This is a genomic window from Ruegeria sp. YTSA072 (genome assembly GCF_059610285.1).
Genome location: NZ_JBXWNI010000003.1, coordinates 416,032 through 440,262 on the forward strand (window position 1 = coordinate 416,032; position 24,231 = coordinate 440,262).

23 protein-coding genes are annotated in these 24,231 nt (G+C 57.5%); 17 read left to right on the forward strand and 6 right to left on the reverse strand.

Annotation, left to right across the window (positions count from 1 at the left end; all coding sequences use genetic code 11):
* The first annotated feature begins 179 nt into the window (after nt 1-179).
* From AC2FIB_RS08610 to AC2FIB_RS08660, 11 genes are all read left to right on the forward strand, one after another.
* Nucleotides 180-1,013: an FAD binding domain-containing protein gene (locus AC2FIB_RS08610; protein WP_496734796.1), complete on the forward strand. Its 834-nt coding sequence runs from the start codon at nt 180-182 to the stop codon at nt 1,011-1,013.
* On the forward strand, nt 1,006-3,756 hold the full coding sequence (locus AC2FIB_RS08615; RefSeq protein ID WP_496841941.1) for a molybdopterin-dependent oxidoreductase: 2,751 nt from the start codon (nt 1,006-1,008) through the stop codon (nt 3,754-3,756). Before AC2FIB_RS08610 ends, AC2FIB_RS08615 begins: the two co-directional genes overlap by 8 nt.
* Nucleotides 3,746-5,239 carry a 6-hydroxynicotinate reductase gene (locus tag AC2FIB_RS08620; protein WP_496734800.1) on the forward strand — a complete coding sequence of 498 codons (1,494 nt, stop codon included), beginning with the start codon at nt 3,746-3,748 and terminating at the stop codon, nt 5,237-5,239. The genes AC2FIB_RS08615 and AC2FIB_RS08620 overlap by 11 nt, the downstream gene beginning before the upstream one ends.
* 6 nt (nt 5,240-5,245) lie before the next feature.
* Nucleotides 5,246-6,109 carry a UPF0280 family protein gene (locus AC2FIB_RS08625; protein ID WP_496734802.1) on the forward strand — a complete coding sequence of 288 codons (864 nt, stop codon included), beginning with the start codon at nt 5,246-5,248 and terminating at the stop codon, nt 6,107-6,109.
* Nucleotides 6,102-6,683 carry an amino acid synthesis family protein gene (locus AC2FIB_RS08630; RefSeq protein WP_496841942.1) on the forward strand — a complete coding sequence of 194 codons (582 nt, stop codon included), beginning with the start codon at nt 6,102-6,104 and terminating at the stop codon, nt 6,681-6,683. The genes AC2FIB_RS08625 and AC2FIB_RS08630 overlap by 8 nt, the downstream gene beginning before the upstream one ends.
* Entirely contained in the window at nt 6,680-7,261 is a 582-nt protein-coding gene (locus AC2FIB_RS08635) for an amino acid synthesis family protein (protein ID WP_496734805.1), read from the forward strand. The genes AC2FIB_RS08630 and AC2FIB_RS08635 overlap by 4 nt, the downstream gene beginning before the upstream one ends.
* 88 nt (nt 7,262-7,349) lie before the next feature.
* Nucleotides 7,350-8,564: an ABC transporter substrate-binding protein gene (locus AC2FIB_RS08640; RefSeq protein ID WP_496734806.1), complete on the forward strand. Its 1,215-nt coding sequence runs from the start codon at nt 7,350-7,352 to the stop codon at nt 8,562-8,564.
* Between the two features lie 67 nt (nt 8,565-8,631).
* Complete coding sequence (locus AC2FIB_RS08645) at nt 8,632-10,476, forward strand: ABC transporter permease (RefSeq protein WP_496734808.1); 1,845 nt, start codon at nt 8,632-8,634, stop codon at nt 10,474-10,476.
* Nucleotides 10,473-11,246: an ABC transporter ATP-binding protein gene (locus AC2FIB_RS08650; protein ID WP_496734810.1), complete on the forward strand. Its 774-nt coding sequence runs from the start codon at nt 10,473-10,475 to the stop codon at nt 11,244-11,246. Before AC2FIB_RS08645 ends, AC2FIB_RS08650 begins: the two co-directional genes overlap by 4 nt.
* Nucleotides 11,239-11,940 (forward strand): ABC transporter ATP-binding protein, encoded by a 702-nt coding sequence (locus AC2FIB_RS08655; protein ID WP_496734812.1) that lies wholly within the window; start codon nt 11,239-11,241, stop codon nt 11,938-11,940. The genes AC2FIB_RS08650 and AC2FIB_RS08655 overlap by 8 nt, the downstream gene beginning before the upstream one ends.
* A 72-nt stretch (nt 11,941-12,012) precedes the next feature.
* Nucleotides 12,013-12,438 carry a MarR family winged helix-turn-helix transcriptional regulator gene (locus AC2FIB_RS08660; protein ID WP_496734813.1) on the forward strand — a complete coding sequence of 142 codons (426 nt, stop codon included), beginning with the start codon at nt 12,013-12,015 and terminating at the stop codon, nt 12,436-12,438.
* Here the strand turns inward: AC2FIB_RS08660 and AC2FIB_RS08665 are convergent.
* A complete protein-coding gene (locus tag AC2FIB_RS08665) occupies nt 12,433-13,545 on the reverse strand; it encodes a CaiB/BaiF CoA transferase family protein (protein WP_496734815.1) in 1,113 nt (370 codons plus the stop codon). The two genes, AC2FIB_RS08660 and AC2FIB_RS08665, sit on opposite strands and share 6 nt — an antisense overlap.
* Nucleotides 13,546-13,813: 268 nt before the next feature.
* On the opposite strand from AC2FIB_RS08665, the gene fdxA reads away from it, so the two are divergent.
* Nucleotides 13,814-14,143 (forward strand): ferredoxin FdxA, encoded by a 330-nt coding sequence (gene fdxA / locus AC2FIB_RS08670; protein ID WP_282119302.1) that lies wholly within the window; start codon nt 13,814-13,816, stop codon nt 14,141-14,143.
* Nucleotides 14,144-14,152: 9 nt separating this feature from the next.
* Nucleotides 14,153-14,959: a ferredoxin--NADP reductase gene (locus tag AC2FIB_RS08675; protein WP_496734817.1), complete on the forward strand. Its 807-nt coding sequence runs from the start codon at nt 14,153-14,155 to the stop codon at nt 14,957-14,959.
* Between the two features lie 76 nt (nt 14,960-15,035).
* Here AC2FIB_RS08675 and AC2FIB_RS08680 read toward each other — a convergent pair whose 3' ends face one another.
* Together AC2FIB_RS08680 and AC2FIB_RS08685 are read right to left on the reverse strand one after the other, a co-directional pair.
* Nucleotides 15,036-15,806, reverse strand: coding sequence for a crotonase/enoyl-CoA hydratase family protein (locus tag AC2FIB_RS08680; protein WP_496841944.1), 771 nt, complete (start codon nt 15,804-15,806; stop codon nt 15,036-15,038).
* 9 nt (nt 15,807-15,815) lie between these two features.
* A complete protein-coding gene (locus AC2FIB_RS08685; RefSeq protein WP_496734820.1) occupies nt 15,816-16,577 on the reverse strand; it encodes an SDR family NAD(P)-dependent oxidoreductase in 762 nt (253 codons plus the stop codon).
* Between the two features lie 208 nt (nt 16,578-16,785).
* Here AC2FIB_RS08685 and AC2FIB_RS08690 point away from each other — a divergent pair, with 208 nt between their 5' ends.
* The 4 genes from AC2FIB_RS08690 to AC2FIB_RS08705 are packed head-to-tail and all read left to right on the forward strand — an operon-like array spanning nt 16,786 to nt 21,845.
* Nucleotides 16,786-18,630 (forward strand): feruloyl-CoA synthase, encoded by a 1,845-nt coding sequence (locus AC2FIB_RS08690; protein ID WP_496841945.1) that lies wholly within the window; start codon nt 16,786-16,788, stop codon nt 18,628-18,630.
* Nucleotides 18,627-20,255: an acyl-CoA dehydrogenase family protein gene (locus AC2FIB_RS08695; protein ID WP_496734824.1), complete on the forward strand. Its 1,629-nt coding sequence runs from the start codon at nt 18,627-18,629 to the stop codon at nt 20,253-20,255. Before AC2FIB_RS08690 ends, AC2FIB_RS08695 begins: the two co-directional genes overlap by 4 nt.
* 16 nt (nt 20,256-20,271) lie before the next feature.
* Complete coding sequence (locus AC2FIB_RS08700) at nt 20,272-20,685, forward strand: Zn-ribbon domain-containing OB-fold protein (protein ID WP_496734826.1); 414 nt, start codon at nt 20,272-20,274, stop codon at nt 20,683-20,685.
* Between the two features lie 11 nt (nt 20,686-20,696).
* On the forward strand, nt 20,697-21,845 hold the full coding sequence (locus tag AC2FIB_RS08705; protein WP_496734827.1) for an acetyl-CoA acetyltransferase: 1,149 nt from the start codon (nt 20,697-20,699) through the stop codon (nt 21,843-21,845).
* A gap of 206 nt (nt 21,846-22,051) precedes the next feature.
* On the opposite strand, the gene AC2FIB_RS08710 is transcribed toward AC2FIB_RS08705, so the two are convergent.
* The 3 genes from AC2FIB_RS08710 to AC2FIB_RS08720 all read right to left on the reverse strand — a co-directional run bounded on the left by AC2FIB_RS08710 (nt 22,052) and on the right by AC2FIB_RS08720 (nt 24,141).
* Entirely contained in the window at nt 22,052-23,221 is a 1,170-nt protein-coding gene (locus AC2FIB_RS08710) for an amidohydrolase family protein (RefSeq protein ID WP_496734829.1), read from the reverse strand.
* Between the two features lie 286 nt (nt 23,222-23,507).
* Nucleotides 23,508-23,801: a hypothetical protein gene (locus AC2FIB_RS08715; protein ID WP_496841947.1), complete on the reverse strand. Its 294-nt coding sequence runs from the start codon at nt 23,799-23,801 to the stop codon at nt 23,508-23,510.
* Between the two features lie 4 nt (nt 23,802-23,805).
* Nucleotides 23,806-24,141 carry an LLM class flavin-dependent oxidoreductase gene (locus AC2FIB_RS08720; protein WP_496734833.1) on the reverse strand — a complete coding sequence of 112 codons (336 nt, stop codon included), beginning with the start codon at nt 24,139-24,141 and terminating at the stop codon, nt 23,806-23,808.
* Nucleotides 24,142-24,231 lie beyond the last annotated feature (90 nt).

Here is a 24,231-nt window from a genome sequence, read left to right on the forward strand (position 1 = left end):
ACTGCTCCTCAATTGGCCCTGAAAATAAGGGGAATGATCAATCGACTGAATATCCGTGATCCAATTTCCCGCCCGCGCTCATGATAAACAAAACTGGCCAAAACAAATCGTTGACATTTTTTTTGTTCGCGTAATATCATTTGTGTACTAACGAGAAATTTCTCATCAGGATAGACACTTTGCGGTATCTCTCTCCCAACACACTCGATGATGCATTTGATTTGCTGACCAGCAATGATCTGACGGTTGTCGCTGGCGGCACTGACTTTTTCCCATCCCGGGAGCGCCATGAGCTGCACACCGACATATTGGACGTCACACGCATCAATGGTCTTTCGGGCATCCAACTTGTGGATGACCGTTGGAGAATCGGAGCCACAACAAGCTGGACAGACATTGCCCGGGCCAATCTGCCCGTGGCATTTAAGGGCCTGCAAATGGCAGCGCGGGAAGTCGGTAGCCTGCAGATCCAGAACAGCGGCACGATTGCAGGGAACCTGTGCAATGCCTCGCCTGCCGCTGACGGCGTGCCACCGCTGCTGACGCTGGAGGCCAGCGTTGAACTTGGCTCGGCCCGTGGCTTTCGCGAGGTTTCGCTGTCAGAGTTCATCACTGGCGTGCGCAAAACGGCGCTGTCCGACGATGAGATTGTGACCGCGATCTACCTGCCCGATCCGCCCAAAGGGACTGTTGGACATTTCGAAAAACTCGGCGCGCGGCGATACCTTGTGATCTCGATCACGATGACTTCTGTCATCATCGGCCTAGATGAAAACCACCGGATCAACTATGCGCGCATCGCCGCGGGGGCTGCGTCAGCCGTGGCACAAAGGCTGGTACAGCTCGAAGCCGAATTGATCGGGAAATCCCCTGAAACGGTTGAAGTTTCATCAGAGCATTTGGCACCGCTTAGCCCCATTGATGACGTCCGCGGGGACGCCGCATTCCGACTGGACGCTGTGACAGAACAATGTGTCCGGGCAATCGCAGAAGCGGGACAACACCATGGATAAACGTGCTGATGAATTCACGACCGAATTCACCTTGAACGGCCACCCCGTCAGCGCGGTGCCGCGCGTGGGTGAGCGCCTGTCGGAAATGCTGCGCGAGCGGCTGTCAGCACGCGACGTCAAGATCGGATGCAACGCCGGCGACTGTGGTGCTTGCACTGTACTGGTCGATGGTGATCCGGTCTGCGCCTGTCTGGTTCCGGCGCAACAGGCTGCCGGGCGGTCCGTGGAAACGGTGTCCGGGCTGACGCAGGATGATCAGATTGCCAAACGTTTGGCAGACAGCTTTCAGAACCACGGCGCGGCGCAGTGCGGAATTTGTACACCTGGTATGATGACCTCCGCCGTCGCTTTGCTGCGCGAGACACCTGAGCCAAACAATGAGCAGGTCCAGGATGCCCTAGGCGGCGTTTTGTGCCGCTGCACCGGGTATCGCAAGATTATCGATGCCGTTGTTGCCGCTGGTGCGCCTGCTTTGCCAGAAGCAACACTGGGGCACGCGGGCAACGCCATCTGGCGCGTAGATGGGCACGACAAGGTTACAGGCACAGAACTTTTTGGCGATGATGTTGCCCCGGCAGGTACGTTAGAAATCTGTGTCATCCGTTCCCCCTATCACCGTGCCGGATTTACACTTGGCGATCTGGACACTTGGGCCAATAAGACCCCTGGGATCGAAGCAGTCCTGACTGCGGCCGACATTCCTGGGCGCAACAACTTTGGCGTTATTCCCGACTTTGCCGACCAACCTGTATTCGCGGAATCCGAGGCTCGGTTCCGTGGTGAGGCTGTCGCCGCCATCATTGGCCTGCCCGAGGTTCTGGCAACCTTCGACCCAGCAGATTTTCCGGTAACGTGGGAGGAAAGACCCCCCGCGTTGGATTCACTGGACGCCATGACGCCCCAAGCCGCGCAGCTGCACTCAGATCGCGACGGAAACGTTATGTGCGCCGGTTTCGTGAAATGCGGAACCCCAGAAACCGCGTTGGCCAACGCAGATGTTGTGGTCGAAGGCCATTTCCGCTCGGGGTTTGTGGAACATGGGTATATCGAGCCTGAGGCCGGGTTCGCCGAGATCGTGAACGGGCGGGTCGAAGTCCATGCCTGCACGCAAGCTCCGGTGATGGACCTTGACGCGCTGGAGATCATCCTGGGAATGCCGCGCGATCAGATCCGTATTGCCCCGACCGGGGTCGGCGGCGGGTTCGGCTCAAAACTGGATATTTCGGTGCAGCCTTATTTGGCTCTTGCCGCGCTCAAAACCGGCAAGCCGGTGCGACTGACGTACTCGCGGACCGAGTCCATGCAGTCCACCACCAAACGCCACCCTTCCGACCTGCGGGTCAAGATCGGGGCAACCAAGGACGGCCGCATCAGTGGGATGACATTTGACGGGCTGTTCAACACAGGCGCCTATGCCAGCTGGGGTCCGACCGTGGCCAACCGGGTTCCTGTTCATGCCTCGGGTCCCTACAGAATTGCCGACTACCGCGCCGAAGCCAAAGGCATCCATACGCATTGCCCGCCGTCGGGCGCATTCCGCGGCTTTGGCGTTCCGCAATCAGCCATCGCGCAGGAAAGCCTGTTCGATGAGTTGGCGGACAAGTTGGGCATCGACGCGCTTGATTTCCGCATCAACAACGCACTGGAAAATGGGGTCCCCACCGTTTGCGGGCAGATCTTCGATCAAGGTGTTGGCATTCGCGCCTGCCTCGAAGCGCTGCGTCCCGCTTGGGCCGAAGAGAGCAAAACGGCCAAGGCATTCAACGCACAAAATAGCACGTTAAAGCGCGGTGTCGGATTGGCGGCAGGCTGGTACGGGTGTGGCAACACTTCGTTGCCCAACCCGTCGACGATCAAATCGGGCATCCGGCCCGATGGCAGTTTGGTCCTGCACCAAGGGGCGATGGATATCGGCCAGGGCGCTAATACTGTAATAACCCAGATCTTTGCCACCGCTCTTGGGGTTCCGGTTGCGCAGATTGAAATTATCGGCGCCGATACGGATGTGACACCGGATGCGGGCAAGACCTCGGCCTCGCGTCAGACATATGTATCCGGCAGTGCATCACGTTTGTCGGGCGAAGCGATGCGGGCTCAGATACTGTCCCGCGTGAACGCCGGGCCTGACGCCGTGATCACCCTGAGCGCAGGTTTGATTGTGGTGGACGACAACGGGCAACATCACTCTATCGACCTGACTGTGCTGGAGCCTGACGCAGAAGGTTACGTCCTGCGCGCCGAAGAAACCTATGACCCGCCCACAAAACCGTTGGACGAAAACGGTCAGGGGATACCTTATGCTCAGTTTGGTTATGCTGCGCATCTGGCGGTTGTCGAGGTGGACACAAAGCTGGGCACGGTGAAACCGATCAAATTCGTGGCCGCCCATGACGTTGGCAAGGCGATCAACCCGATGCTGGTCGAAGGTCAGGTACAGGGCGGTATCGCGCAGGGTCTGGGCATGGCACTGATGGAAGAATACCTGCCCGGCCGCACCGAGAACCTGCATGACTATCTGGTCCCGACCATTGGTGACATCCCTCCGATCGAAACGCTGATCATCGAGGAAGAGGATGCCCACGGCCCCTATGGCGCCAAAGGCCTGGGTGAGCACGTGCTAATCCCGACGGCCCCGGCCCTATTTAACGCAATCAAGCGCGCCTGCGGCGTTCGGCTGACCCAAGGTCCCGCCACACCAGCAAAAATGCGCGCAGCAATCAAGGAATTGACAGATGGCAACTGAGCGCACAACACCGGAAAAAATCCGCTGCGACGCCTGCCCGGTGATGTGCTTTATCGCAGATGGCAAAATCGGGGCCTGCGACCGCTATGCCAACCATTGCGGCAATCTTGTCCGACTGGATGCGCTGACCATCATCGAAAGTGCAGAAGACACTCGTCTGGTCCCGTTCCTGAAGGATGGTAAGGGCCCCGAAGATTGGGACGGCGACATCGTGCAGGGAAAACGGCCCTTTGTGACGGCCGTCGGCGCGGGCACGACCTATCCCGACTACAAACCCGCGCCCTTCATCGTCAGCCAGGACGTGGCGGGCGTGGATATGGTCACCGTGGTGACCGAGGGGATATTCTCGTATTGCGGCGTCAAGGTGAAGATCGACACCGACCGTCATATCGGCCACGAACGCGATGTCGTCCGCGTAAATGGTGAGCCTGTCGGGCACGTCATGACCTCGGAATACGGATCCAAGATGTTGTCGCTGGGCGGTGTGGAACACCTGACCGGCGGCACCAAGAAAGAAGGCCGGATCACCTGCGATGCCCTGCTTCGGCTGTGCAATCGTGAAGCCGTCGAAATGGTGATCGGCGATGAAGGACATGAGACCACGGTTGTTGTTCAGGCCGGCAAAGCGCCCATCATCAACGGGGTTGAGGAAAAACTGATGCGGGTGGGCTGCGGCTCGGCCACAATCGGAATGTTCGCCAAGCAATGGATTGAACACGTGGATGACGTGGTAGTGGTCGACGACCACATTACCGGCGTTCTGTCAGAGCACCAGGCAGGCAAACTGCTGGATGTCGAACCCACGGGCATCAAAATCAATGGTCGCCGTTCCACCCCGGGTCGCTATTTTCAGGTCGCAGAACCCGGCACCGGCTGGGGCGGTACGGATATCGAGGATCCGCTGAAAATTCTGGGCGATTTCAATCCGAAATTTGCGCGTGAAGGTATGAGCCTGTTGATGGTATCCACCACGGGTGAGCAATATGGCTATTTTGAACTGGATGCCGAGCTGAAACCCCAACCCGTCGAGATTCCCCCGGCGCTGAAGGCGTCTGCCGAGTTGATTGCCGAAAACTGCGAACCTTCGGTTTGCTCGGTCCTGTTCATGGGCGGCGCAGGCGGCAGCCTGCGGGCGGGCGTCACAGAAAACCCGGTTCGCCTCACGAAATCGGTCAAGGACTCGCTGACCTTTGTATCTTGCGGTGGGGCCGAGGCTTATGTCTGGCCCGGCGGCGGCATCACCGTGATGGTGGACATTCTGGACATGCCCACGGGATCGTTCGGATACGTTCCGACCCCGGCGCTGGTCGCCCCCATTGAGTTCACAATGCGTGTCAGCGACTATGGCACGCTGGGCGGGCACATGGATGAGATCAAACCAGTTGCAGATGTGATCTCGGACGAAACCCGCAAGGTAGATCAGTTCGAAAACCAGCCCGACCCCATGTCCTCGAAAAATTACCGCTGGGCGAAAGGAGCATAAGGTCAGATGCACCCCGTCTCTGCCATATTGCCGTGTGGTCGCAGATTGCATCTGCAACACGGCCCAATCGATCTGATCGTCGAGGCAGATGGGGCGCGCGATATTGCATTTGAGGCTGCCCAGTTACGGTTCCAATCCTTGCTGCAGGGCTTGGTGGATGAACTGGCTTTGTTGAAAACGCCCATGACCGCTGAATGCGCCCGCCCTCAAGGACGGGTAGCGCGCCGTATGGATGAGGCTGCACGCCCTCATTCCAACGTGTTTGTTACACGCATGGCCGCCGTTGCCGGAGCTGTCGCGGACGAAGTACTGGCAGCTATGCTTCACGCCACACCTCTGGATCGCGCGTCTGTCAACAATGGCGGAGATATTGCTGTCCATCTGAGTTCGGACCAGGATTACCGCGTCGCCATGAGCGGGCTTGACGGGCGCAACTTAGGCCGCATTGCTATCCGTGCAAGCGACAAGATTGGTGGCATTGCCACGTCGGGTCTCGGCGGACGCAGCTTGAGCCTTGGCATCGCCGACAGCGTTACAGTGCTGGCCAGCAACGCAGCTATGGCCGATGTGGCAGCGACGCTGATCGCCAATGCGGTTGATCTGCCCGGGCATCCGGCCATCCGGCGGCTTCCGGCCAATCAACTGCGCGATGACAGCGATTTGGGCGACCTGCCCGTTCCGGTTTCTGTCGGCCAACTCTCTGCCCAAGAAATTCAAGATGCCCTTTCAAACGGCCTGAACACTGCCGAGACCATGCTTGGGCGCGGTTTGATCGCCGCCGCCCATCTGTCTCTTGGCTCTCACTCCTGCCAGACGGGCGCGTCCCGATTGGTGATCTCAACCACTCAGAAGGTTTCAGAATATGCCTGACGTTCAGCTGCGAAAAAAGCTGTTTTTGCTTGAAGAAATCTATCACGAAGGCGGACCGCTGGCCTACACCCCGCTGGTGCGGGTGGCTGCGATGGCCGTGATCGACAACCCGTTTGCAGGGCGGTACGAACCCGAAATTCAGGGCTTTATGGAAGACCTCAAACCTCTGGGTCTGGAAATGGCACAAGCCCTGATCGACATGTTGAACGGTCCGGAAAACGTCCAGGGCTATGGAAAAGGTTCCTTGGTTGGTGAAGGCGGCGAGCTGGAACACGGCGCACTGTGGCACGCCCCCGGCGGCTATGCGATGCGCCAGTTGCTAGGCACGGCAAACGCGATTGTGCCCTCATCCAAAAAAGTCGGTGGCGTGGGTGCGCGGCTGGATGTGCCGATCACGCATATCAACGCCTCATATGTGCGCAGCCATTTCGACAGCATGGAGGTGGGTTGCAATGACGCCCCGCGCGCAGGCGAGCTGGCTTTCTCGCAGGTCATGACAACCGGACCACGGGTGCATTCGCGCTCGGGCGGGCTTGAGGCCTGGGACATCAAAGGAGAGGACGGCCTAAGATGACAAAGATCCGCAAAATCGCAATCAACGTTGAAGAAACCCATATCGAGGCAGGGCGACCGATCTCGCCCGCCACGCGCAAGGCGGTGGCCGTGGCCGTGATCGAAAACCCCTTTGCCGGGCAATATGTCGAGGATCTGACACCGCTGATGGAAACTGGTGCTGAGTTGGGCGCTTTGCTGGGCCGCCGCTGCGTCGAGGCCCTTAACATCACACCGGAACAGGCCGAAAGCTACGGCAAATCGGCGATGGTCGGTGAGAATGGCGAGCTGGAACATGCCGCCGCCATCCTGCACCCCAAGTTGGGCGCGCCACTGCGCAAAGAGGTCGAAAGGGGCGCTGCCTTGGTGCCTTCTTCGAAGAAGATGGGCAGCCCTGGGCAGGTACTGGACGTACCGCTTGGTCACAAGGACGCGGCCTATGTGCGCAGCCATTTTGACGGCATCGAAGTGCAGTTGAACGACGCGCCCCGCGCGAATGAGATCATGGTGGCAGTTGCGGTCACCGACAGCGGACGACCGCTGCCGCGTGTAGGCGGACTGACGAATGAGGAGGCAGAAGGCAAAGACGGGCTGCGCTGAATGTAGCAGCTGCGCTCTTTAGGGCTGACAACACATTAAGAAGCCGGGATAACTGGCCGTGAACAATGATCATTGGGAGGAGTTTGAAATGAATCTGATCAGACGCACGGTACTGGGCGCGCTTGCGGCGCTGCCCTTCACCGGTTTGACGGCTGGGGTCAGTCTGGCCCAGGACACAATCGTTTTGGGTGAAGTAAACAGCTATACCCGTCTGCCCGCCTTTACCGAGCCCTACAAGAAAGGTTGGCAACTGGCGGTCGAACAGATCAACGCCGCAGGCGGGATCGACGGCAAGCAACTGGAAGTGATCAGCCGGGATGATACCGGTGATCCAGCCACCGCAATCCGGATCGCCGAGGAACTGGTCTCAAAAGACGGTGCAGTTCTGATCTTTGGCACCTTCCTGTCCAATATCGGTCTGGCCGTTTCCGATTTTGCCAAGCAGAAAGAAGTCCTGTTCATCGCGTCCGAGCCCCTGTCCGACGCGATTGTCTGGTCCAAAGGCAACAAATACACCTATCGTCTGCGTCCCTCGACCCATATGCAGGCAGCAATGCTGGCCGAACAAGCCGCCAAGTTGGATGCTGTGAAATGGGCGACTGTCGCGCCGAACTACGCCTATGGGCAGGATGCGGTGAAGGCCTTCAAATCCGAACTGACCAAATTGCGCCCCGATGTAGAATTTGTCGAAGAACAATGGCCTCCGCTGTTCAAGATCGACGCGGGTTCCACCGTACGCGCACTTGAGGCCTCGAAACCGGATGCGATTTACAACGTGACCTTCGGCGGCGATCTGGCCAAATTTGTTCGCGAAGGTTCGCTGCGGTTCCTGTTCGAGGATCGCGAAGTGGCATCATTGCTGACCGGAGAACCGGAATATCTCGACCCGCTGGGGGCTGAGGCTCCTGAGGGTTGGATCGTCACCGGATACCCCTCGACCGACATCACAACGGACGAGCATCAGGCGTTTGCTGAAGCCTATATCGAGAAGTTCGGCGAAGCGCCCAAAACCGGTTCTATCGTTGGATATAACTCGATCCTCGCCATCGCCGCAGCACTAGAAAAGGCCGATTCCATAGACACTGACGCCTTGCTAGCCGCGATGGAGGGCCTGACCGTCGACAGTAGCCCAACCGGCCCCTTCACCTTCCGCGCGGCTGACCATCAGTCCACGATGGGCGCCTATGTCGGCAAGACTGGGACGGTCGACGGCAAACCATCGATGGTCGACTGGTCCTATGCCGACGGGGCTGATTACTTGCCCAGCGAAGACGACGCAGCAGCCTTGCGTCCAGCGGAATAAGCCGACTTTGGCGGGGCAATAGCTGCCCCGCCCCACAAAAAGAACACGAACAAGGGACGGTGGCCCGATGGGGTTCTATTTTGCACAGCTATTGACTGGATTGGCGAACGCTTCCTCGCTTTTCTTGATCGCATCCGGGCTTTCGATCATCTTCGGCGTCACGCGGATCGTGAACTTTGCGCATGGCTCGTTCTATATGGTCGGCGCTTATCTCGCTTACACACTGGTTACACTCTGGAGCGGCAGCATCCTTGGCTTTTGGGTCAGCGTCATTTTGGCGGCAATGATCGTCGGGGGGATCGGCCTGATCATTGAACTCACTATCCTGCGCCGCATTTACCACGCACCTGAGCTGTTCCAACTGGTCGCAACGTTTGGCGTCGTATTGATCTTTCAGGATGGCACGCTGGCGATCTGGGGCGCAGAGGACCTTCTGGGCCCGCGCGCGCCGGGATTGGATAGCGCGGTTCGCATCATGGGTGAACCAATTCCCGAATATGACCTCGCTTTGATTGCTATCGGGCCGGTCGTATTGCTGGCCATCTGGCTGCTGTTTCACAAAACGCGATGGGGTGTTCTGGTGCGCGCTGCAACCCAAGACCGCGAGATGGTCGGAGCGCTTGGCGTCAACCAAGCCTGGTTGTTTTCAGCGGCTTTCGTTCTGGGGTCATTCCTAGCTGGATTGGGCGGCGCGCTGCAAATCCCGCGCGAGGCGGTATCGCTGCAGATGGATCTGTCCATCATTGGTGAGGCCTTCGTTGTGGTTGTCATTGGCGGTATGGGCAGCGTGTCCGGCGCGTTTGTAGCGGCGGTTCTGATCTCGGTCCTTAACGCTTTTGCCATCCTGATCTTCCCGCAGATCTCAATCGTTTTGCCCTTCGTCATTATGGCGATTGTCCTGATCTTCCGGCCGCATGGCTTGTTCGGCAAACCCGGCAGCGAAAAGGGCGCGCCGGAAGAACCGGACCAACCACTGGCGTTGATGGATCAGAAATCAGCAATGGTGCTGATGGCCGCGCTGCTGGTGCTGGCGCTTAGCCCCTTGTTCACTGCCGATTTCACCTCGGTCCTGATGGTCGATGTGATGGTCGCAACCCTTTTTGCCGTATCGCTTCATTTCATGATGGGTGTTGGCGGCATGGTCAGTTTCGGACATGCCGCCTATTTCGGCGTTGGCGCCTATGGTGCCGCGATGGCGGTCAAATTCCTAGGGCTCGGCATGATCTCGGCAATGCTTTTCGGCCCAGTTTGTGCGGCTATTGCAGCGCTGTTCTTCGGCTGGTTCTGTGTTCGGCTGTCGGGCGTTTATCTTGCCATGTTGACCTTGGCCGCAGCCCAGATCCTATGGGGTGTCACGTTCCAATGGCAGGAATTCACCGGCGGGGATGATGGCATCCTAGGCGTATGGCCCGCGAAATGGGCCAGCTCTGACAAGGTTTACTTCTACATTGCCTTCGTCCTTTGCATCGGCGGCATATGGGCTTTGCGTCGTGTGGCCTTCTCTCCGTTCGGCTATATCCTGCGCGGCATACGCGACAGCCAGACCCGGGCTGAATCGATCGGCATCGATACCCGGTTTCATCAATGGATGGGCTTTGTGCTGGCGGGTGGCTTTGCCGGTTTGGCCGGGGTCGTCTTTGCATTCTCCAAGGGCAGCGTATTTCCTGACAGCCTCGGCATCGCGCTGAGTATCGACGGTCTGATCATGGTTCTTCTGGGTGGCATTCACGCACTGGCGGGTCCGATCCTGGGGGCCGGTGCCTTTGTACTGATCGAAGATTGGGTCACGCGGTTGGACTATTGGCGCTTTATCTTCGGGACCATCATTCTAATTGTTGTCCTAGTGGCACCTGACGGAATTGCGGGCGGTATTCAACGCCTGTTGCGCGGCCTGAAAGGAGGCCGCGCATGACCAACGTTCTCGAAGTCCGCAACCTGTCCAAATCCTTTGGCGGCGTGCAGGCCGTGAAGGATGTGAATTTCGTTCTGAAAGAAGGGGAATTCCTTGCCCTGATCGGACCCAACGGCGCAGGTAAAACCACATGTTTCAACATGCTGAATGGCTACCTGAAACCGGATGCAGGCTCAGTATCCTTGCGCGGTCAGGCCCTGATCGGCCATCCGCCGCGCAAGATCTGGCGTATGGGCGTCGGTCGAACGTTCCAGATTACGGCGACCTTCCTGTCGATGACCGTTGTGGAAAACGTCCAGATGGCGTTGATCTCGTATCACCGCCGGGTGTTCGACCTGTTTTCCCGGGCAACGCGAATGTATGTGGATGAGGCAATGGCGTTACTGGAACTGGTCTCGATGCAGGACCAAGCCGGGCGTGCATGTTCGGAATTGGCTTATGGCGATCTGAAAAGGCTGGAACTGGCGATTGCCCTGGCGCATGCACCCGCCCTTCTGCTGATGGATGAACCGACGGCGGGCATGGCACCGTCCGAACGGCAAGCCTTGATGGCGTTGACCGCAGAGATCGTTGCCAAAGGCGGCGTAAGCGTGGTGTTCACCGAACATGACATGGACGTCGTTTTTGCCCACGCCCATCGTATTCTGGTCCTGAACCGGGGTGAGTTGATCGCCGAAGGCACAGGGTCTGAAATCCGCACCAACCCATTGGTCCAAGAGGTATATCTGGGCGGTGGCTCAGTCTTTGAAGCGGAGAGCGCCCATGCTTGACGTCAAAAACCTTGGGGCCTGGTACGGCCGTGCGCAAATCCTCAACGGTGTTTCGCTGAGCGTCGGCGAAAACGAGGTGGTTGCGCTGATGGGCCGGAACGGCGCGGGCAAATCGACCACCATGAAGTCCATCATGGGATTGGTGCGTCACATCAATGGCACCATCCGCTATGCCGAACGCGAGGTTCAGGGGAATACCCCTCATGCGATCTGTCGCCTTGGCATGGGTTATGTCCCCGAAGACCGTCGTATTTTCGGAGATCTGACCATCGAAGAAAACCTCGAAGTCGGACGCCGCGAACCACGTCCAGATGCACCCGAATGGACACAGAAACACTTGTTCGAGCTGTTCCCAAATCTGGCTGAACGTCGCAAGAACCTGGGTAAGCAACTTTCGGGTGGGGAACAACAGATGTTGACCATCGCCCGTACGTTGATGGGCAATCCCAAGCTGGTCTTGTTGGATGAGCCATCAGAAGGGATTGCCCCCGTCATTGTGGAACAAATGGCCCGCGTGATTGCGGAACTGAAACGAGAAGGGCTGTCCGTGCTGATCAGCGAACAGAACCTACACTTTGCGCGGATCGTGTCGGACAGGGCTTATATCATCGAAAAAGGCGAGATGCGGTTTGAAGGCAGCTTTGCTGACCTCGACGAAAACCCAGAAATTTCAAACACCTATCTTGCCGTCTAATACCTTGGTCTTGTGGGAAGGATTAGGCTTTGTTTATTATAGTACAAACAATTGAATCAGGCAGGAGCCGTCATGACGGAATCCATTGAAAGCTATGCGCTTGACGAGCAGGTCGGCTACCTTTTGAGGCTGGCCAATCAGCGCCACGCATCGATTTTCCAGTCACACACATTGGACGGCCTGACTCCCACGCAGTTTGCTGCGCTGATCCGTATTGCCGATTTGGGCAAGTGCTCTCAAAACCGGTTGGGGCGGCTGGCGGCAATGGATGTTGCGACGATCAAAGGGGTCGTTGATCGCTTGCGTCAAAAGGGATTTGCGGTTGTCGAGCCCGATCCGGACGACAAGCGACGCACACTGATTTCGCTATCCCCCGAAGGCGAGGCCATGGTCGCGCGCATGAAGGATGTTGGTCAGCAGATCACCAACGAAACGCTCAAGCCGCTGACGGCCGCCGAACAGCGCAGCCTGATTCGGATTTTGCGCAAAATCTCATGATTTGAAGGGCCGTTTGGCAGACGCCTTATCCAACTGCAATTCAGACCGGGAAAACCGGATCGGAGTGCGCAGACCGGGCACGCCTTCCGGGTTAATCTGCATCTCGCGATGCTGAATTTGCGGGTCGCTTAGCGCCTCGTGAACTGAATTGATCGGGCCACCAGGCACGCCGTGTTGTTCAAGGGCCGCCAACAGATCGACCTTGGTCCATTTCAGGCAGTAACTCGTCAGCAATTCAGTCAACGCAGCGCGATTTTCCACACGGTCCGCGTTGGACATGAACCGTGTATCGTCGATCAACTTTGGCAGGCCAAGTATTTGGCAAAGGCTTGCATATTGCCGGTCGTTTCCACAGGCGATGATGATGTGTCCATCCGCCACCGGAAACACCTGATAAGGCACGATATTGGGATGAGCATTACCCAGTCGCGTTGGGCATGCACCCGAGGCCAGATAATTCATCGCCTGATTGGCCAGAACGCCCGTCATGCAATCCAGCAGGCTCAAATCCACGTGTTGTCCCTGCCCCGAGCGCTCTCGTTCAGCAAGTGCAGCCTGAATGCCGATTACCCCGTAGAGGCCCGTGAAGATATCTGCAAAGGCGACGCCGATCTTTTGCGGCTCTCCCTCGGGGTCGCCTGTCAGGTCCATGATCCCGCTCATACCCTGGATAAGAAAATCGTACCCCGCCCGATGGGCATAGGGCCCATCCTGACCGAACCCAGTGACGGATGCGTAAACAAGTCCGGGGTTGATCTGTTTGACGCTATCATAATCCAGGCCGAATTTCTTCAACCCGCCGACCTTGAAGTTTTCGATCAGCACATCCGCATCGCGGATCAGATCCAGCAACTTGGCCCGATCACCCGCATCCCGGAAATCCAATGCGATACTGTCCTTGCCCCGATTGGCCGCGTGGAAATAAGCGGCTGTCTTATCGCCATCGCGTTCGATAAACGGAGGGCCCCATTTTCGGGTATCATCCCCCTCGGGGCTTTCGACCTTGAGCACATCCGCCCCCAGATCGGCCAATGTCTGCCCGATCCAGGGCCCGGCCAGAATGCGGGCAAGTTCGATCACTTTCAGTCCGTGCAAGGGAGTGCTCATGGGTTGAACCTTTCAAAACTCTGCTGCGATCGGCCAACTTGTGTCCGGGATCGAATCCTGCATCTCCCCAACAGCATAAGTCCGATGTTTCGACAACCCGCTTGTCAGTCATGCCACCCTTCCGAAGCGCAGCATTTTCGTTAGTACACTAACTTTTTTCTCATTTGGGTCAAGAGTCCGAATCAGGAAAATTTCATTCGTACAGAAACGTATTGACAGGCACGCACTTCTCACAATACTCATTCGTACACTAACGAATAGGCATTCCATGACTTACGTCGTCACCGAAAACTGCATCAACTGCAAATTCACCGATTGCGTGGAGGTTTGCCCAGTAGATTGTTTCTACGAAGGGGAAAATACACTGGTCATCCATCCCGACGAATGTATCGACTGCGGTGTGTGTGAACCGGAATGCCCCGCCGACGCAATCCGCCCGGACACTGAGGACGGGATGGAGACGTGGGTCGAACTAAACGGGAAATACGCAGAGGCGTGGCCCGTCATCACCGAAAAGAAAAACCCGATGCCTGACGCAGACGATTGGAACGGCAAGGACGGCAAACTGGAGCTTCTGTCCGAAGCCCCGGCAGAATAGGAGATCAAGATGTCGCTGGATTCCATGACCAAAACCGAATTCCCCATTCCGGCGGGCGTGTTCGCCGAAACCGTGACCGAGGTGAAACACTACACTGATCGCTTGTTCAAATTCCGCATCACCCGCCCGGCTTCCTTCCGGTTTCGGTCAGGTGAATTTGTGATGATCGGCCTGCCGAATGCGGAAAAACCCGTGTTCCGCGCCTATTCCATTGCCTCGCCCAGTTGGGACGAAGAGATCGAGTTCTATTCGATCAAGGTTCCCGGCGGCCCACTTACCGAACACCTGCAAAAAATCCGCGAAGGCGACACGGTTTTGATGCGCAAAAAGCCCACCGGCACATTGGTGAATGACGCGCTATTGCCGGGCAAGCGGCTTTGGATGTTCTCGACCGGCACCGGCATTGCGCCATTTGCCTCGCTGATCCGCGACCCCGAAACCTATGAGAAGTTCGACGAAGTGATCCTGACCCATACCTGTCGGGAAAATGGCGAGCTGGACTATGGCAAGGAACTGGTTGCGGCGCTCAAATCCGATCCGCTGGTTGGCGAGATGGCACAGAATTTGCGGCACTATTGCACCCTCACGCGTGAGGACTATCCGTTCAAAGGTCGGATCACCGATCTCATGGCATCGGGCAAAGTGTTTGGTGATTTGGACCTGCCGCAAATCTCACCTGAAACAGATCGCGGAATGATCTGCGGCTCGATGGCGATGCTGCAGGATACCAAGGCCGCGCTGGAAGGGTTCGGTCTGGAAGAAGGTGCGAACAACAAACCTGCAACTTTTGTGGTCGAACGCGCCTTTGTCGATTGACCAACCGGGGCTCTGCCCCGCCCTACACCGGGATCTGGTGAAACGCTCTCACACCAGATCCCGCGTGTCTCGGGACTTACTGATTGTCCCGCTTTCCTGTCTTGTGCAGAAACGCCTCCATCCCGGCCCGCGCTTCGGGTGAGGATTGGGCAATCGCCGCAGCCAGGCTTTCGGTAAAGAAGCCATCACTGGCCGACATATCGTTAATGCGCGTGATCGCCTGCATCATCATGTAATTTGACAGGGGCGCATTCTCGGTCACACGCCGGGCCAGCTCCATCGCTTTGTCGAACACGGTTCCGTCCGGCTCAACATAATGCGCCAGCCCCAGTTGCAACCCTTCGTCCGAGCCATAGCGGCGACCGGTCAGCATCATCTCCATCATCCGGCTGGCCCCGATGATCCGGCCAACACGTACCGTTGCGCCGCCGCCGACAAAGATCGCGCGGCGTCCTTCGGGCAGCTCATAGAACGTATCCTGCTGCGAGACCCGAATATGGGCGGTCATAGCCAGCTCCATCCCGCCGCCCAGAACACCACCGTTCATTGCGGCGACGACCGGAACCCGTCCGTATTCGATTTTGTCGAAAATCCGGTGCCACAGGCGACATTCATGCATCGCCCCTGCGGCGTCGCGCATCGAATGTTCCAACAGGTCCAGCCCGGCACAGAAATGCTGACCGGAACTGCGGATCACAACGGCGCCGATCTCATCAGGAACGGTGTCAAAATAGTGCTCGATCTCGAACAGCAGCCCGTGATTGATCGCATTGAACTTGGCAGGTCGGTCCAGCGTCAGGATACCGACCGGGCCGTCTGTCTCTGGGGTGATATGTGCATATTCCATTGAAAAGCCTTACTTGGGTTCCAGACGGATCGCGCCGTCCAGACGCACGCATTCACCGTTCAGCATGGTGTTTTTGATCATGTGCCCTGCCAGGCGCGCAAACTCAGCCGGCTGTCCAAGACGCGACGGGAAGGGAACCTTGGCACCCAGACTGTCCTGAATCTCTTGCGGCAGCAAATCCATCATCGGGGTCGAGAAGATACCCGGTGCAATCGCCATGACCCGAACGCCCGAGCGCGCAAACTCCCGCGCCGCAGGCAAGGTCAAGCTGGCTACCCCACCTTTCGAGGCAGAATAGGCCGCTTGTCCGATCTGCCCCTCAAAAGCCGCCGCCGACGCGGTGTTGATGATAATCCCCCGCTCGTTATCCTCAAGCGGTTCATTTTGCATGATCCGCTCAGCCGCCAGGCGCAAGACATTAAAGGTGCCGATCAGGTTGATCTGAACCGTTCTGGCGAACCCGTCCAGCGCCGCCGGGCCGTTGCGCCCTACGATCCGCTCGCCATGCGTTACGCCGGCGCAATTGACGACAACACGGGGCAAACCATTGGCGGCAGTTGCCGTGTCCAGCGCCGCAGCAACCTGGGCCTCTTTGGTGACGTCGCAAGGCGCGGCAATTGCCCCCATCTGCTTTGCGGCCTCGTCCAGCTTGTCGCCGGGCAAGTCGAACAGGGCCACTTTCGCCCCGCATGATGCAAGATATTCGGCCGTCGCAAACCCCAACCCCGAAGCACCGCCAGTCACGATTGCGGATGCGTTTTCGATTCTCATTTCAAGTCTCCCTGTGTGCCCCGCACGCCATGACGCAACGAAACCAGGCTTCGGTCTTGCGCGATTTCCTGATGCGTCATACCCGTTGAATCGGAATTTAGTGAACGATCAATATTACATTTGCACACTAACAATTTTTTGGATAGCCTGATTTTCAAAATATGCATCATGTCGCGCCCATGGTGACCAGATGACAGGGAGAGGAAAGATGAGCATTTCAGCCCGGCAAAGTGAAGACGGTGTAGTGCCTATCCAAAAATTCGCGCCCTCAAAGGTGTTGCGAGAAGACCTAAGCGATGGCGCCTTTGTTTTGCGCAGCCCATACCCGCTGAATATGGATGTACAGTGCGTTTCTGAATATCTGGAACGCTGGGCGGAAGAAGCACCCGATCGCCTGTTTCTGGCCGAACGTGGGCCACACGGTGAATGGATCAGCGTCACCTATTCCGAGGCTTTGACGCAAACCCGCTCACTGGCTGCGTTTCTTCTGAACAAGGGACTGGGTAGAGATTGCCCGCTTTTGATTCTGTCAGGCAATTCGGTCCGGCACGGTCTGCTGATGCTGGCTGCTATGCATGTGGGCATTCCGGTGGTGCCGGTTTCTGTCCCTTACTCTCTGTTCGACGAGTCGCTGGCCAAGCTGCGCCATATCGTCCGGACCACAAATCCGGGCATGGCCTACGCCGATGATGCCAAGGGCTTTGCCCATGCTTTTGAGTTTCTCGCCTCGGAAGGCATCGAACAGCTGTCGGACAATGGCGCGCTGACATTTGAACACGCTCTGGAAGCCACAGCTGACGAACCGGTTGCCCAAGCGCGGGCTACGATTGACCATGACACGCTGGCCAAAATTCTGTTCACTTCTGGCTCGACCGGGTTGCCCAAGGGCGTCATCGTAACGCAGCGCATGATGTTGGCCACACAAGAAGCCGTGGTGCAGATTTGGCCGTTTCTGGAAAGCGCCCCACCTGTCGTGGTTGATTGGCTGCCCTGGAACCATACGTTCGGCGGCAATTTCAACTTCAACATGATGCTGCGCAACGGCGGTAGCTTTTATGTCGATGATGGCAAACCCGTGCTGGGCGAGATTGAAAAGACAATTCGCAACGTGCGCGACGTATCACCCACTCTGTTCTTCAACGTCCCGCGCGGCTTTGACATGCTTTTGCCGGTCCTGCGCGAGGACGCAGTCTTTCGCAACGCTTTTTTCCAGCGGCTTGATCTAATCTTTTTCTCTGGTGCGGGGCTACCCGACCATCTTTGGGAAAGTCTGGAACAATTGGGCGTGCAGGAACGGGGCGAGAAAATCCCGTTTGTCAGCGCCTGGGGCCTGACTGAGGCGATGATGGCCACCTGCGTGCACTTCCCCATCGACAAGGCAGGCGTCATCGGCGTGCCGGGTCCGGGATCCGAGCTGAAGTTTCTACCCAATGGTGGCAAGCTGGAAATGCGGGTCCGCGGACCGCATGTGACAACAGGTTATCTGAACAACGCCGAAAAAACCGCCGAGGCGTTTGATGACGAAGGGTACTTCCTGACTGGCGACGCGGGACGTTTGCAAGATCCAGATGACCCGTCGAAGGGCATCGTATTCGATGGCCGCATCTCTGAGAACTTCAAACTGATGACCGGCACTTGGGTCGCCGTCGGCAACTTACGTGTTGCGTTACTGCAGGCGCTTAGCCCGATTGCCTCGGATGCGGTCATTACCGGCCACAACCGGACCGAAATTGGTGCGCTTCTGTTCCTGAACATAGATGAATGCAAAACCCTGACCGGACGGGGCGACACTTTGGCTGGCTATGCCGACGATCCGGCAGTACGCGCCTTCCTCACTGAAAAGCTGGCTGCATACAATGCCGGGCAAACCGGCAGCGCCACACGCGTAAAGCGCGTTCGCATCGAACACGACGCCCCGTCGGTTGAAAAGAACGAGATCACCGACAAAGGCTATATCAATCAACGCCTTGCGCTAGAGCTCCGGGCTGACGCGGTCACTGGCTTGTATGATGGAGCCGCGGATGTGATCGTATCAGGAAAGGCCGCCACATGATCGACTACACCGCCTCTGAAGCCGAGATTGCATTCGTCCTCAAGCATATCGGTCGGCCCGAGCGGCTGCCAGATTGGAGCGACGATCTGGCCGAGGCTGTAATCCCAGCCCTAGGCCGCTTCATCAACACCGAAATTGCCCCTTTGGACATGATCGGCGAGGAACACGGCGCACGTTTAGAAAATGGCCGTGTGCGGATGCCACCAGGCATGGTCGCCGCCTATAAGCGCTATGCCGATGCCGGTTGGCCGGGCCTTTGTGCACCTGAAGAATATGGCGGGCAAGAACTGCCACACATTCTGGGTGCGGTTCTGGCGGACATGCTGGCTGGCGCGTGTATTTCCTATGAGATGGTGCTGAGTCTTGCGCAGGGCTGCATTCGAACCCTGAATGCCTCGGGCAATGACAATCAAAAAGCACGGCTGTTGCCGCCGCTGGTGTCGGGCGAATGGATGGCATCGATGTGCCTGACCGAACCGGATGCGGGGTCAGATCTGGGTCGGATCAAAACAACCGCTACACCCGATGGTGATGGCTATGTGCTCAGCGGCACCAAAATCTTCATCTCGGGCGGTGACCACGACTATACCGACAACGTATTGCATCTGGTGCTCGCGCGCACCCCGGACACGGCACCGGGGGTCAGGGGTCTCAGCCTGTTCGCCTGCCCCGCCGTGTTACCCGATGGGACACGTAACCGGGTTCAGACCGTGCGGATCGAAGAAAAGATGGGGATGCATGCCTCGCCCACCTGTCAGATGGCGTTCGACGGCGCAAAGGCCGAATTGTTGGGCCAGGAAGGCCAGGGTCTAGCCGCCATGTTCACTATGATGAATGCCGAGCGTCTAGATGTGGCCCTGCAGGCTGTGGGCCAAATGGACGTGGCCTTTCAGCGTTCGCGTTTGCATGCCGCAGGTCGGCGCCAGGGCACGACATCAGAAGGCACGGCGCTGATCACCAAACACGGTGACGTTCAGCGAATGTTGCTGGATATCTATGCCTACACGCTGGGATGCCGGGCGATGGTTTATCGCACCTTTGTGGATATCGACCTGGGCACCGATCAGGGGTTGCTGGATATCCTTACTCCGACCTGCAAGGCCTTCGCGACCGACGCAGTCAACGCTGCCTCAAGCCAGGCGGTACAAATCCACGGCGGCTATGGATTCTGCAAGGAATACCGCGTTGAACAGATCATGCGCGACAGCCGCATCATGGCGATTTACGAAGGCACCAACGGCGTTCTGGCGACCGGAGTTGCCCGCCGCGCGATCCGCGCAAATGGCGGTGCGGCAGCGCAGGCTTTTGCCGATTTGGCCTCAACGGGCCCCAGTTCGATCGAGCTGGCCGATGCGATCGACGCCTGGAAATCCGCAACCCAAGCCATGCAAAGCTATACAGATATCGGTCCGTCGGTCTCGGACTATATGCGGCTGACCGGGCTAGTATATTTTGGTCGCGTCTGGGCGGATCTCGAAGCCGCCGCGGACAACGCCCCGGAACCCGAATTGTTGCGCGCCACTGCGGCCCATGTCCGGGCGCGCATCCTGCCCGAAGCCGGTTTGCTGCGGCACCGTATCCTTAATCCAGAACCCACGCATTCTGCGGCGATCTTTGCCGCGTGAACATCAAGGACGACACATGACTGACTTTACTCTTCCCGAAGCCAGCCCTCAGGCCGACGCGGCATTCCGTGCCGGTCTGGCCGCTGAAAAATTTCTGATCCAGCGCTCAAAAACCACCGGTGAATACAACTTCTACCCACGCGCCCTGTCCCCTACGACCGGAGCAGACGATCTGGAATGGGTCGAAGCCTCGGGCTGCGGCACTGTCTTTGCCTCGACCATCATCCGGCGTCCGGCGAAATACGGCGAGGACATCAACAACGTACTAATTGATCTGGACGAAGGTCCTCGCATGTTCAGCCGCATTGTGGACGTGGACAACGAAGCGATCACCATCGGTATGAAAGTGCAGGCCGTTGTCATGATCCCCGACTTCGGACCCAACGCAAAATCCGGCGAAGCCGCCGTGTTCTTCAAGCCCGCGGAATAAGGAATTCAATCATGGCAAATGCACTTCGCGGCAAATCCGCAATCGTTGGCAAAGGCTATTGGGGTTTGGGCAAAACGCCCAATACCTCACCAATGGAACTGATCGCCAAAGCCACGCAGAACGCGCTGACCGATGCGGGGATGGACTTCTCCGAGATCGACGGCGTCTGTGGCGGAACATTCTACCACTTCTTCCCCACCCTCTCGATCGCCGAGTATTTGGGCATCAAACCGAAATGGGCGAATTCTGACATGGTGGGCGGCTCGTCCTTCATGTCCTATCTGGTCGAGGCCACCATGGCGATTCAAGCAGGCCTGTGTAAGAACGTTTTGATCTGCTATGGATCAAACGCGAAATCTGCACGTGACCTCAACGGGTTGATTGAAACCCCCCAATGGGAACTCCCCTATGAGCCAATGGTCCCGGTCCCGGGTTATGCCTTTACCGCACAACGTTATATGTACGAATTCAACGTGCCCAAAGAGCATTTCGGTCATGTCGCCATCTCGGCCCGGAAATGGGCCCAGCTGAACCCCGATGCGACAATGCAGGATGACCTGACGATGGAGGAGTATCTGAACTCGCCCATGGTTGCCGATCCACTGGCGGTTCTGGATTGTTGCCTGATGTCGGATGGCGGTGCCGCGATTATCGTGACCTCGGCCGACCGCGCCAAGGATTATCAGGAAAAGCCCGCCTATTTCCTGGGCGGCGGCAATGCCATTTCCCACCGTGAGATCAGTCAGGCGGCAACGCTGACCACAACTTGTGCCGCCGAAAGTTCGAAACGTGCGTTCGAGATGGCCGGCGTCACTACCAAAGATGTTGATGTGGTCGAGCTTTATGACGCCTTCACGATCAACACGCTGCTGTTTCTCGAGGACATGGGCTTTGTCAAGAAAGGTGAGGCTGGGGCTTTTGTGGCCGATGGCAACATCGCACCGGGAGGCTCGCTGCCGGTAAACACCAATGGCGGCGGGCTAAGTTGTGTGCACCCCGGCATGTACGGCCTGTTCTGTCTGATCGAGGCTGCGACCCAAATCCGGGGCGACGGCGGCGATCGTCAGATCGACGATGTGAATATCGCGATCGCCCATGGCAATGGCGGCACGTTCTCGAACGAGTTCACGACCGTTCTGGGCAGCGAAGCTGCGCTTTAAGCGATTAAAATGGGGGGGCAAATGCGCCCCCCAAAGCTTGAGATATTGCCAGTACGAAAAAACGCAACCTGCCGAAGACGAACCCTCGGCAAGGGTCAGTCAGCGTCAAAAGCAGGCAATCCAAATTCGTATTTTTGGGAAAGCCCTAAGCCCGACCGCCTATCTGGCGATTGGGCTTAGGCTTCAAACCTACGTCTCTCGTGTCTTTAAAGTACCGGTACACGCGCTGCAGGAGGGGTCGAGCGCGACCGTCCGGTACGCATCTTTCCATCAATCATAACAGCCCCAACTCCGGGGATGTTGCCGACCGCCATGCCTTCCAAAACGTTCTTTCCGTCCGATCCTTCGGGGCGGTCCATGAACACCAGATCAGCTGGACGGCCAGTTGCCACGACCCCTTGTGCAAGATCCCGTCTCTTCGCCACGTTTCCGGTGCCACAGCACCAAGCTTGTTCGGCAGGCAATCCGCCAATACTGGCCAGCAGAGTTGCCATCCGCAGCATTCCGTTCGGCTGTACGCCCGACCCCGCTGGGGCATCTGTTCCAATCAGGAAATCGGCAAGGCGACCTTCGGCCAACGCGCCTTCCAGCGTCACAATTACCGACTTCTCGTTGCCATTGTGTACCGCTTCAAGCGCCCCTTTCGCGTGGCGGCAAAGCTCTCGGATTTCATCCTGCGAAATTGAGGTTGGTCCGCCGTTGATATGACTGACTACGTCCGGTTGCGCCTCTAGCACATCTGCTGCTCGTACATCGTGAGAGCCCGCAATCGAAGGGCCGCCAGTATGCATAATGGTTTCAATTCCTAATTCCCGACACCAGCCGGTGACGCGTGCCGCGTCAGGGCCTTTGGCTACTGTCCCAAGGCCGATCTCACCAATATGCCGAATACCAGCCGCCTTTATTGCCGCATAGAAATCGCGATCAAAATCAAGTTCGGGCACTGGCGCTCCTGCCAAAACCTTGGCACCGGACGGGCGGAAATTTGAATAGCAACGTTGTGCCACCATCGCCAATGCCTTGACGCCTTCGGCATCCTTGGGGCGACCGGGCAGATGGACTTCGCCCGCGGAAATAAGGCTTGTGACGCCACCGTTAACATTCATTTCGATCCAGCCAATCTGGCTTTGGCGCGGGGTCCAATCGCCGAAAACCGGGTGGCAATGGCCATCAATCAGGCCCGGTGCGACCGCACAACCAGAGGCGTCAATGACGCGATCCGCGTCGCCGGCCTCAAGGCCCACAATCACTCCGTCTTCGATGAGAAGGCAATCACTGTCCGCAATAGGCGAGTCCAAATCACCGGTCAGAAGCAAACCGATGTTGCGGATTAGTGTGCGACCCTGTTCCGGCGTGTCTTTTGGTGCGTCAGCCATCTGATCCCCCATTTAACGTGTGATTTCTGTTTCATATTCGGATCGAAAAAAGCGCGCCAAGAAATCGTTCGGCCGTCGTGCTTCCTTCATCCATTTTCATTAGTATACAAGCGATATTAGAACGCCTGTGTCAAGACCTTCTAACTGGCACTACGCCGGGATTGGCTACCCTTTAGCGGCTGATTGACCAGAGCCGACCAATCCTCGCCTGTTATTAAGTAACCTGCATTCGGCAAGCCACCGACTAGTACCGCGGCTTGGGCGCTGTTGCCCCTATTGCCGCGGGTCAGGAAAACGCCGTGATGACTTTGGCGTAGTTGTTCAGGATCTCAAGCTCTTCTTCCTGCGTGAAGTAACCGGCGTCATGCCAGACGACGAATTCTTCGGTCCCGTGTTTCTCTTTCAACGCACCAACCTGATCGATCACCTGGTACACGGCGCCTTTCCAGACCCGCCACATCGGCACATGATATGGCGGGGCATTAGAGGCGAAATTGAACGATTCCTCAAAAACGCGATAGTGCTGCCCGGCCTGCGCTTCGGTCGGTCCGATGGTCAGATTGGGTTGTGATGATATCAAGATGCTACGCCAGTGTATTCAACCAGCGCGGCGTGTCGCCCCGAACAAAACCACAGAACAGTCGGGCACCGGGCATGTGATCGATCATTGCCAGATCCTCGGCCAGACGCATCGGATGATGCGCCGTCAACGCCATACCCACCTGCCCCGCCATCAGGATCTTGGTGTTTGCAGCGATGTGCATGTTCCACAAAGGCGGATTGGTCGTGGTTTCGATCCCTTCCACCTGAAAGTGATGCTCGGTCATGCAAAACCCGGCATACCCGTTTTCGTCGGCAAATTTCACCTGCTCAGCTATCCGCTCTAACAGCGTTTCATACCGAGCCGGGCAGCACGACATCTTCGCCCTTTGAATGCATTTAAAGCCGCACAAGGATGTGGGTTTTCAAGACTATACCTGCCTTTAGTGCCCGTTCACGAAATTCTATTG

What these genes read in the sequence shown, in the direction of transcription:
- AC2FIB_RS08615 (WP_496841941.1), top strand. Translation starts at nt 1,006, where the DNA reads ATGGATAAACGTGCTGATGAATTCACGACCGAATTCACCTTGAACGGC.
- AC2FIB_RS08620 (WP_496734800.1), top strand. Translation starts at nt 3,746, where the DNA reads ATGGCAACTGAGCGCACAACACCGGAAAAAATCCGCTGCGACGCCTGC.
- AC2FIB_RS08625 (WP_496734802.1), top strand. Translation starts at nt 5,246, where the DNA reads ATGCACCCCGTCTCTGCCATATTGCCGTGTGGTCGCAGATTGCATCTG.
- AC2FIB_RS08630 (WP_496841942.1), top strand. Translation starts at nt 6,102, where the DNA reads ATGCCTGACGTTCAGCTGCGAAAAAAGCTGTTTTTGCTTGAAGAAATC.
- AC2FIB_RS08635 (WP_496734805.1), top strand. Translation starts at nt 6,680, where the DNA reads ATGACAAAGATCCGCAAAATCGCAATCAACGTTGAAGAAACCCATATC.
- AC2FIB_RS08640 (WP_496734806.1), top strand. Translation starts at nt 7,350, where the DNA reads ATGAATCTGATCAGACGCACGGTACTGGGCGCGCTTGCGGCGCTGCCC.
- AC2FIB_RS08645 (WP_496734808.1), top strand. Translation starts at nt 8,632, where the DNA reads ATGGGGTTCTATTTTGCACAGCTATTGACTGGATTGGCGAACGCTTCC.
- AC2FIB_RS08650 (WP_496734810.1), top strand. Translation starts at nt 10,473, where the DNA reads ATGACCAACGTTCTCGAAGTCCGCAACCTGTCCAAATCCTTTGGCGGC.
- AC2FIB_RS08655 (WP_496734812.1), top strand. Translation starts at nt 11,239, where the DNA reads ATGCTTGACGTCAAAAACCTTGGGGCCTGGTACGGCCGTGCGCAAATC.
- AC2FIB_RS08660 (WP_496734813.1), top strand. Translation starts at nt 12,013, where the DNA reads ATGACGGAATCCATTGAAAGCTATGCGCTTGACGAGCAGGTCGGCTAC.
- AC2FIB_RS08665 (WP_496734815.1), bottom strand. Translation starts at nt 13,545, where the DNA reads ATGAGCACTCCCTTGCACGGACTGAAAGTGATCGAACTTGCCCGCATT.
- fdxA (WP_282119302.1), top strand. Translation starts at nt 13,814, where the DNA reads ATGACTTACGTCGTCACCGAAAACTGCATCAACTGCAAATTCACCGAT.
- AC2FIB_RS08675 (WP_496734817.1), top strand. Translation starts at nt 14,153, where the DNA reads ATGTCGCTGGATTCCATGACCAAAACCGAATTCCCCATTCCGGCGGGC.
- AC2FIB_RS08680 (WP_496841944.1), bottom strand. Translation starts at nt 15,806, where the DNA reads ATGGAATATGCACATATCACCCCAGAGACAGACGGCCCGGTCGGTATC.
- AC2FIB_RS08685 (WP_496734820.1), bottom strand. Translation starts at nt 16,577, where the DNA reads ATGAGAATCGAAAACGCATCCGCAATCGTGACTGGCGGTGCTTCGGGG.
- AC2FIB_RS08690 (WP_496841945.1), top strand. Translation starts at nt 16,786, where the DNA reads ATGAGCATTTCAGCCCGGCAAAGTGAAGACGGTGTAGTGCCTATCCAA.
- AC2FIB_RS08695 (WP_496734824.1), top strand. Translation starts at nt 18,627, where the DNA reads ATGATCGACTACACCGCCTCTGAAGCCGAGATTGCATTCGTCCTCAAG.
- AC2FIB_RS08700 (WP_496734826.1), top strand. Translation starts at nt 20,272, where the DNA reads ATGACTGACTTTACTCTTCCCGAAGCCAGCCCTCAGGCCGACGCGGCA.
- AC2FIB_RS08705 (WP_496734827.1), top strand. Translation starts at nt 20,697, where the DNA reads ATGGCAAATGCACTTCGCGGCAAATCCGCAATCGTTGGCAAAGGCTAT.
- AC2FIB_RS08710 (WP_496734829.1), bottom strand. Translation starts at nt 23,221, where the DNA reads ATGGCTGACGCACCAAAAGACACGCCGGAACAGGGTCGCACACTAATC.
- AC2FIB_RS08720 (WP_496734833.1), bottom strand. Translation starts at nt 24,141, where the DNA reads ATGTCGTGCTGCCCGGCTCGGTATGAAACGCTGTTAGAGCGGATAGCT.